Raw genomic sequence first — 6,059 nt, 5'->3', positions numbered from 1 at the left:
CCATGGCCCACGAATGGCTGATGGCCCACCAGCAGCTCGGTCCGCGCCTGATCGACAGCCAGAGTGCCGCGTTGGACTGCTGGGTCCGCGAATACCGTGGGCTGCTCGGCATCGCGCTGACCGACTGCATCACCACCGATGCCTTCCTGCGCGACTTCGACCTCTATTTCGCCAAGCTCTTCGACGGCCTCCGCCACGACTCGGGCGACCCGTTGCTGTGGGCGGAAAAGACCATCGCCCACTACCTCAAGCTGGGCATCGACCCGCTGACCAAGACCCTGGTGTTCTCCGACGGCCTCGACCTGCCGCGGGCCCTGAAGATCTATCGCGCGTTGCAGGGCCGGATCAACGTCAGCTTCGGCATAGGTACGCATTTCACCTGCGACCTGCCGGGCGTCGAGCCGATGAACATCGTGGTGAAGATGAGCGCCTGCAACGGCCATCCGGTGGCGAAGATCTCCGATACGCCCGGCAAGGCGCAATGCCGGGACCCTGACTTCATCCACTACCTCAAGCACGTGTTCCAGGTCGCCTAGAGCAAGCCTGGCGCGCTGCGGCAAGGTGGCGCATGAGGCCTGGTCCTTATTCGGCCCATGCCTCCGACGATCTCATCGCCCATGAAAAAGCCCCGCCAAGGCGGGGCTTTTTCGACAAGGAGACTCAGCGCGACAGGCTGGCTCCCCCCTGGGAAAGACCGAACATCAGCAGCAGGATGTCCTTGTTCGGCTGGACCTCCTGGCGCGTCGGCCGCTCGGCCTTGAGCGCCGAAGGTGTCGGGCAGTACTCATGACCGCCGCTCATCTGCACCACGTTCGGCGCGGGTTCGTGCCAGGCGGCAGCCGCGGCTGTAGCCACGGCGAGAGCGCCGACCAGCAACAAACCTCGAGTGATTTCTAATTTCATGTCTGCAACCCTTTGATGGCGCTGCCAAACGCCGTCTGGTAACCATAGATGAAGGCTTGCCACTGCGCGCCAGTCCACGACGAACGGCGCTTCAACTGCTTCAGGTCGTGCTGGGACGCCTTGTTCACCGTAAGGCGGCGGCGGCTCTTCTCCAGGTCGATCAGCGCTACTTCGATGGCCTCGCCCTCGACGCGGACGAAGATGTGCTTCGGATAGAGACAACCGTGCTGCCAGTGGGCGAGATTCATCCGGGCAATGGTAGCGCCGATTTGTTGCAGAATTCTTTGGTGCTTCGCTTCGCCCCAGCGGTCCTGGTCACCGCGCGCATAGCACTCGTCGAGGCTGGAGAAACCCTCCAGGGCTTCGGTCACCAGCAGCGCCTGCCATTGTCCGTCGACCTTGCGGCAGCCGGAATAGACCAGGCGCGGCACGCGAATACCAAGCGACTCGAAGGCCCGTAGCGCATCGCGCTCGCGCATGGCGGTGGGATAGCCGAAAGGGCGCTGCCAGTCGCGGTAGACGTGGCCGGTCTGCTGCTTGCGATAGAGCAGCCGTCCATCGCCGGTGTACACCCGCTGCACGCCGCTGGCCCCGCCGCGGCGCTCGTTGGGCTCCTCGACCCAGCTGCCGGGTACCTGCAACCACTGGTCGATGGCGGAGTCGCCGGAGATACGTTGCAGGGATGCCAGATCGGGAGCCATCGTTATTCCTTTCGCAAGATATAGACCCGCCACATGTGATACAGCGGGATGAAATCGAGATGCTTCTGGACGACGAAGCCGGCGTCGCGGAACTCGCGCTCGACCGTTTCGGCTGGTAACACGAAGCGGTTCTGGTAGCCGGTCTGTTCCCCGTTCGCTACCCGCCGTGCCTCCATGCGCCTACGCTTCCAGGCCTTGAAATTGCCATCGACCCAGAGGGAAAGAATCACGCTGTCCCGCGTGACCCGGTGAAACTCGCGGAGCAAGACGCGTCGATCGTCCGCCTCGCCGATGTGGTGGAGCAGCCGCATGCAGAAGATATTGTCCACCGAGCTGTCCGGCAGGTCGATGGCGAAAGCGGAAGTCTGCAAGGGCCGTACCCGTTTCACCACACCGTCCGGCTGACCGGCGCAGGCGACCGCCAGCATGTCCGCGGAATTGTCGGCGCCGATGATCACCCGGTTGTCCTTTTCCGCCAGCAGCGGCCAGAAGCGTCCGGCGCCGCAGGGCAGGTCGAGCACCAGGTTGGGCTGCCCCGCGAGCTTCAGCGCGTGCCGGGCGAGTTGGACGTCGCGCCGGTGGGAAAGTTTCCGGGCGAGGCCGTCCTGATGCTTCTTCAGGTAGGCCTCAGCATGCTCGCGATCATACTTGTGAGAAAAGTCGAGGTCGACAGGCGGATTGTTCATGACGGGAACTCCAGGATTCATGAGACGAACGGTATGAATCCAGCCGTCAAGCTCGGGTCAAGGGGTGGTGAATTTTTCGTCAAGCAACATCGAGTAAAACTTCGAACCGGCAGCCGTGCGGCTCCACCGCGCTGAGGGTTACGCTCCAGCCCTCGGCCGCGCAGATCCGCTTCACCAGCGAGAGCCCGAGGCCAAGGCCTTCGCCGCGCCCGGAGCTGGAACTGCCGCGAACGAAGGGCATGAAGATGCGTTCGCGTTGTTCTTCCGGGACGCCCGCCCCGGTGTCCTCGACGCTGAAACCATGCTCGTCGAGGGTCAGCGTGATGCTCCCGGCATCGGTGTAGTGGGTCGCGTTGCGTAACAGGTTGCCCATCACCGCGCGCAGCAGTGGCGCGTTGAACTGGCCGGCGCAGGCACCTTCGTTGCGGTAGTGCAGGGTCAGTCCTCGCGCCTCGACCTGTTCGCGCCAGACCTGGACCAGGTCGTCGGCGATGCTCTCCAGGCTACCGTGGGGCGCCAGGCTTTCCTCGCCCTTCTGCGCACGCGCCAGCAACAGGAAGGTTTGCACCAGGTCGCGCATCTCCTCGGTGGCCTTGGTCATCCGCTCCAGTTGGCCACGGGCGCGCGGGCCGAGGCTGGGTTCTTCGGCCAGCAGTTCGCACGAGGTGGCGATGACCATCAACGGCGTACGCAACTCATGACTGACGTCGCTGGTGAACAATTGCTCGCGCTTGAGCGCGTCGCGCAGGCGGCCAAGGGTCTCGTCGAAGGAAGCGGCCAGCTCGCCGACCTCGTCGTTGGCGTAGTCCGGCGCCAACGGCGGCGCCAGACCGAGCAACTGTTCGCGATGCCGCACCTGGCGCGCCAGGCGCACCACCGGCTCCATCACCTTGCGCGCGAGCATCCAGCCAAGCAGGCCGGCCAGGGCGATGCTCAGCACGTAGCCGGTCAGCACCGAGGCGTAGAGCACCTGCTCGCGCGCTTCGAAATCGCTCTGGTCCTGCAGCAGGACGAAGCGGCGACCATCGATGTCGCGCACCAGCGCATGGAACGACAAGTCGCCCTCGAACACTTCGTGGAAACCGACATCCAGTTGGTCCAGCGCCGGCGGCATGGCGTAGGAGCCCTGGCCGTCGCTGATGAAGAAGCGCATGCCGGGATCGAGCACCGGGTTGCGTCCCTGGGCCAGGTCGTCGCGCAGGATGCGCTCCAGTTCGCCGCCCAGGTCGCGGGAAATCAGGCGCTCCTCGATGATGTGGACCACGCCGACGATGCCGGCGGAGAACAGTCCTCCCACAGCGACCGTCATCAACATGAAGGCGATGACGATCCGGCGGGCGAGGCTCTGCTTATACTCCATTCGGCTCCTCCGCCAGGCGGTAGCCAACGCCATGCACCGTATGCAGCAAGGCCACGGAGAATGGCTTGTCGATCACCTGACGGAGTTGATGGACGTGGCTGCGCAGGCTGTCGCTGTCCGGGCAGTCGTCGCCCCAGACCGCTTCTTCCAGGGCATCCCGGCGCACCACATGGGGGCTCTTCTGCATCAGCACGGCGAGCAGCTTGAGGCCGATCGGGTTGAGCTTGAGCGACTTGCCCGCGCGCTTGACCTCCAGGGTGTCCAGGTCATAGCTCAGATCGGCCACGCTCAGCTCGCGGCGGCCGCCACCCTGGGCGCGACGCAGCACCGCCTCGATGCGTGCGGAAAGTTCGGAAAGGGCGAAGGGCTTGACCAGATAATCGTCGGCGCCGGAACGAAACCCCTGCAGGCGGTCGTCCAACTGGTCGCGGGCGGTGAGCATGATCACCGGGGTGTCGCGCCGTGCGTCTTCGCGCAGGCGCCGGCACAGGGCATAGCCGTCGATTCCCGGCAGCATCACGTCGAGCACGATCAGGTCGTAGTGCTCGGTGGCCGCCAGGTGCAGGCCGGACAGCCCGTCCTGCGCGCAATCCACGGTATAGCCCTTGAGCGACAGGTAATCGGCCAGGTTGGCCAGGATGTCGCGGTTGTCTTCGACCACCAGTATTCGCATGTCCCACTCCTTCGCAGGAAGACCGATCGAGCGCCTCTCGCGCATTTACGGATTCTTCACCGGCGATTCACACCGGCTCTACGCTCGCCACCAGAGACTGCATGGCGTCTTCCATGGCCGCCGATCATAGCGGCTTTGCGGATGCGCACGAACCCCGGCGGTGGATTTAACCAGCGTCGAAGTCAAGAGAACGTCAACGCCAGCGTTGGAGATCGCATGACCCAGGCCGCCGTCCATTCCCCTTCCCGTCCATTCAACCCCTGGCTGTTCCTCGCCCTGCCGCTGGGCCTGGCGGCACTGCTGCTGGCCTTCGAGCCGGTGACCCTCGACCTCGCCCTGGCCAACCTGATGTACGACCCGGGCGCCGGCTTCATCGGCCGGCACAGCTGGTTCCTGGAGAACATCCTGCACGACCGGGTCAAGCAACTGGTGATCGCCATCAGCGTCCTCGGCCTGCTGGTCTCCATCGCCGGACTGTTCCACCGGCCATGGCGCGCACTGAGCAAGCCGCTGGCCTATGTGTTCCTCGCCATGAGCCTTGCAGCCAGCATAGTCACTCCGCTCAAGGCGCTCACCGCCGTGCAGTGCCCCTGGAGCCTGGCGCAGTTCGGCGGCGAGGAAACCTACAGTTCGCTGCTCAGCCCGCGGCCGCCGACCGAGCACCCCGGACGCTGCTGGCCGGGCGGGCACGCATCGTCCGGATTCGTCCTGTTCGCACTGTTCTTCGCCCTGCGCGACCGCAAGCCCCGGCTGGCGCGCTACGCCCTGGCCTTCGCCTTCGCCATGGGCTGCCTGCTGTCGCTGTCGCGCATGCTGCAAGGTGCGCACTTCCTCTCGCACAACCTGTGGACGATGCTGTTCGACTGGCTGATCTGCCTCGGCCTGTACCGCCTGATGCTCTACCGACCGGAGAAGCGAGGACAGCGCAACGGCGGCGCCGACGAAAACCGCGTTCAGGGAGACGGTTCGTCCGCTCCCAGCACGCCGAACTCGATGGGCACCTTCATGTAGAACAGCCGCACGCCGGCCTGGCGGATCGACTCGAACAGCCGTTCTGCCTGCTCGGGATCGACCGCCATGAGGATTTCCTGCGGCTGGTCGGCCAGCTCGAAGAAATGCATCGAATGCAGCCGGCCGCTCTGGCCGAAGCCTTCGCTGGCAGCCAACGCGGTGGCACCGCGCACGCCCAGGCGGCGCGCCTCTTGCAGCAGCCAGTCGCAGATCGGCTGGCCCTGGTGGCAGCGCCCCTGCTGGGTGATGAAGGTCAGTTGATAGCCTTGCATGGTCGGTCCTCCCGCTACGCTATTTGCCCAGCATCCAGTTCATCGAGAACAACCCCAGCAGAGTCATCAGCAACGAGCCGCTGACGTGCGTCGCGATGGCCCCGGCGGCCCAGCCCAGGCGGCCCTCCTGAAGCAGGCTGACGACCTCGGCGGAAAAGGTGGAGAAAGTGGTCAGGCCGCCGCAGAACCCGGTGATGATCAGTAGCCGCCATTCCGGAGCGATGCCCGGCGCCTGGGCGAAATAGGCAATCGCCGCACCGATGACATAGCCGCCGACCAGGTTGGCCAGCAGCGTGCCGGGGGGAATGCTGGACAGCAGGCTGTTCAGCTTGAGCCCGAGGAACCAGCGCAGCAACGCCCCCAGGGCGGCGCCGAGGGCGATGGCGAGAATGGATTTCCACATAGTCCTGTCCTTGTAGGAGCGATTCGGACAGGCGGCAGGCGAGCGCCTAC

Annotated in this window: 8 protein-coding genes and 1 pseudogene; 2 read left to right on the top strand and 7 right to left on the bottom strand. The window is 65.0% G+C overall.

Features of this window, described 5'->3' with window-relative positions; translation table 11 throughout:
* A pseudogene (locus tag HMPREF2581_RS21580) lies at nt 1–536 on the top strand (nicotinate phosphoribosyltransferase); the annotation flags it as partial.
* Between the two features lie 124 nt (nt 537–660).
* Here the strand turns inward: HMPREF2581_RS21580 and HMPREF2581_RS21575 are convergent.
* The 5 genes from HMPREF2581_RS21575 to HMPREF2581_RS21555 all read right to left on the bottom strand — a co-directional run bounded on the left by HMPREF2581_RS21575 (nt 661) and on the right by HMPREF2581_RS21555 (nt 4,323).
* Complete coding sequence (locus HMPREF2581_RS21575; protein WP_003102660.1) at nt 661–903, bottom strand: hypothetical protein; 243 nt, start codon at nt 901–903, stop codon at nt 661–663.
* The gene (locus tag HMPREF2581_RS21570; protein WP_003094029.1) at nt 900–1,604 is read right to left on the bottom strand and encodes a lipopolysaccharide kinase InaA family protein; all 705 of its coding nucleotides are present in this window, start codon (nt 1,602–1,604) and stop codon (nt 900–902) included. Before HMPREF2581_RS21570 ends, HMPREF2581_RS21575 begins: the two co-directional genes overlap by 4 nt.
* 2 nt (nt 1,605–1,606) lie before the next feature.
* Complete coding sequence (locus HMPREF2581_RS21565; RefSeq protein WP_003094031.1) at nt 1,607–2,290, bottom strand: class I SAM-dependent methyltransferase; 684 nt, start codon at nt 2,288–2,290, stop codon at nt 1,607–1,609.
* A 79-nt stretch (nt 2,291–2,369) separates the two neighbouring features.
* Nucleotides 2,370–3,650: a sensor histidine kinase gene (locus HMPREF2581_RS21560; protein WP_003094037.1), complete on the bottom strand. Its 1,281-nt coding sequence runs from the start codon at nt 3,648–3,650 to the stop codon at nt 2,370–2,372.
* Nucleotides 3,640–4,323 (bottom strand): response regulator transcription factor, encoded by a 684-nt coding sequence (locus tag HMPREF2581_RS21555; RefSeq protein WP_003094039.1) that lies wholly within the window; start codon nt 4,321–4,323, stop codon nt 3,640–3,642. The genes HMPREF2581_RS21560 and HMPREF2581_RS21555 overlap by 11 nt, the downstream gene beginning before the upstream one ends.
* 216 nt (nt 4,324–4,539) lie before the next feature.
* Here HMPREF2581_RS21555 and HMPREF2581_RS21550 point away from each other — a divergent pair, with 216 nt between their 5' ends.
* Nucleotides 4,540–5,334, top strand: a complete 795-nt coding sequence (locus HMPREF2581_RS21550) for a phosphatase PAP2 family protein (RefSeq protein WP_003110730.1) — start codon at nt 4,540–4,542, stop codon at nt 5,332–5,334.
* Here the strand turns inward: HMPREF2581_RS21550 and HMPREF2581_RS21545 are convergent.
* Entirely contained in the window at nt 5,277–5,606 is a 330-nt protein-coding gene (locus HMPREF2581_RS21545; protein ID WP_003094048.1) for a DUF190 domain-containing protein, read from the bottom strand. The genes HMPREF2581_RS21550 and HMPREF2581_RS21545 overlap by 58 nt on opposite strands.
* 19 nt (nt 5,607–5,625) lie before the next feature.
* Nucleotides 5,626–6,009 carry a fluoride efflux transporter CrcB gene (gene crcB, locus HMPREF2581_RS21540; protein ID WP_003141258.1) on the bottom strand — a complete coding sequence of 128 codons (384 nt, stop codon included), beginning with the start codon at nt 6,007–6,009 and terminating at the stop codon, nt 5,626–5,628.
* Nucleotides 6,010–6,059 lie beyond the last annotated feature (50 nt).

Source organism: Pseudomonas sp. HMSC057H01 (assembly GCF_001836405.1).
Classification (GTDB): Bacteria; Pseudomonadota; Gammaproteobacteria; order Pseudomonadales; family Pseudomonadaceae; genus Pseudomonas; species Pseudomonas aeruginosa.
This window is presented reverse-complemented; position numbering and strand designations above follow the sequence as displayed.

Coding starts and splice junctions, on each gene's coding strand:
- HMPREF2581_RS21575 (WP_003102660.1), bottom strand. CDS start 903: ATGAAATTAGAAATCACTCGAGGTTTGTTGCTGGTCGGCGCTCTCGCC.
- HMPREF2581_RS21570 (WP_003094029.1), bottom strand. CDS start 1,604: ATGGCTCCCGATCTGGCATCCCTGCAACGTATCTCCGGCGACTCCGCC.
- HMPREF2581_RS21565 (WP_003094031.1), bottom strand. CDS start 2,290: ATGAACAATCCGCCTGTCGACCTCGACTTTTCTCACAAGTATGATCGC.
- HMPREF2581_RS21560 (WP_003094037.1), bottom strand. CDS start 3,650: ATGGAGTATAAGCAGAGCCTCGCCCGCCGGATCGTCATCGCCTTCATG.
- HMPREF2581_RS21555 (WP_003094039.1), bottom strand. CDS start 4,323: ATGCGAATACTGGTGGTCGAAGACAACCGCGACATCCTGGCCAACCTG.
- HMPREF2581_RS21550 (WP_003110730.1), top strand. CDS start 4,540: ATGACCCAGGCCGCCGTCCATTCCCCTTCCCGTCCATTCAACCCCTGG.
- HMPREF2581_RS21545 (WP_003094048.1), bottom strand. CDS start 5,606: ATGCAAGGCTATCAACTGACCTTCATCACCCAGCAGGGGCGCTGCCAC.
- crcB (WP_003141258.1), bottom strand. CDS start 6,009: ATGTGGAAATCCATTCTCGCCATCGCCCTCGGCGCCGCCCTGGGGGCG.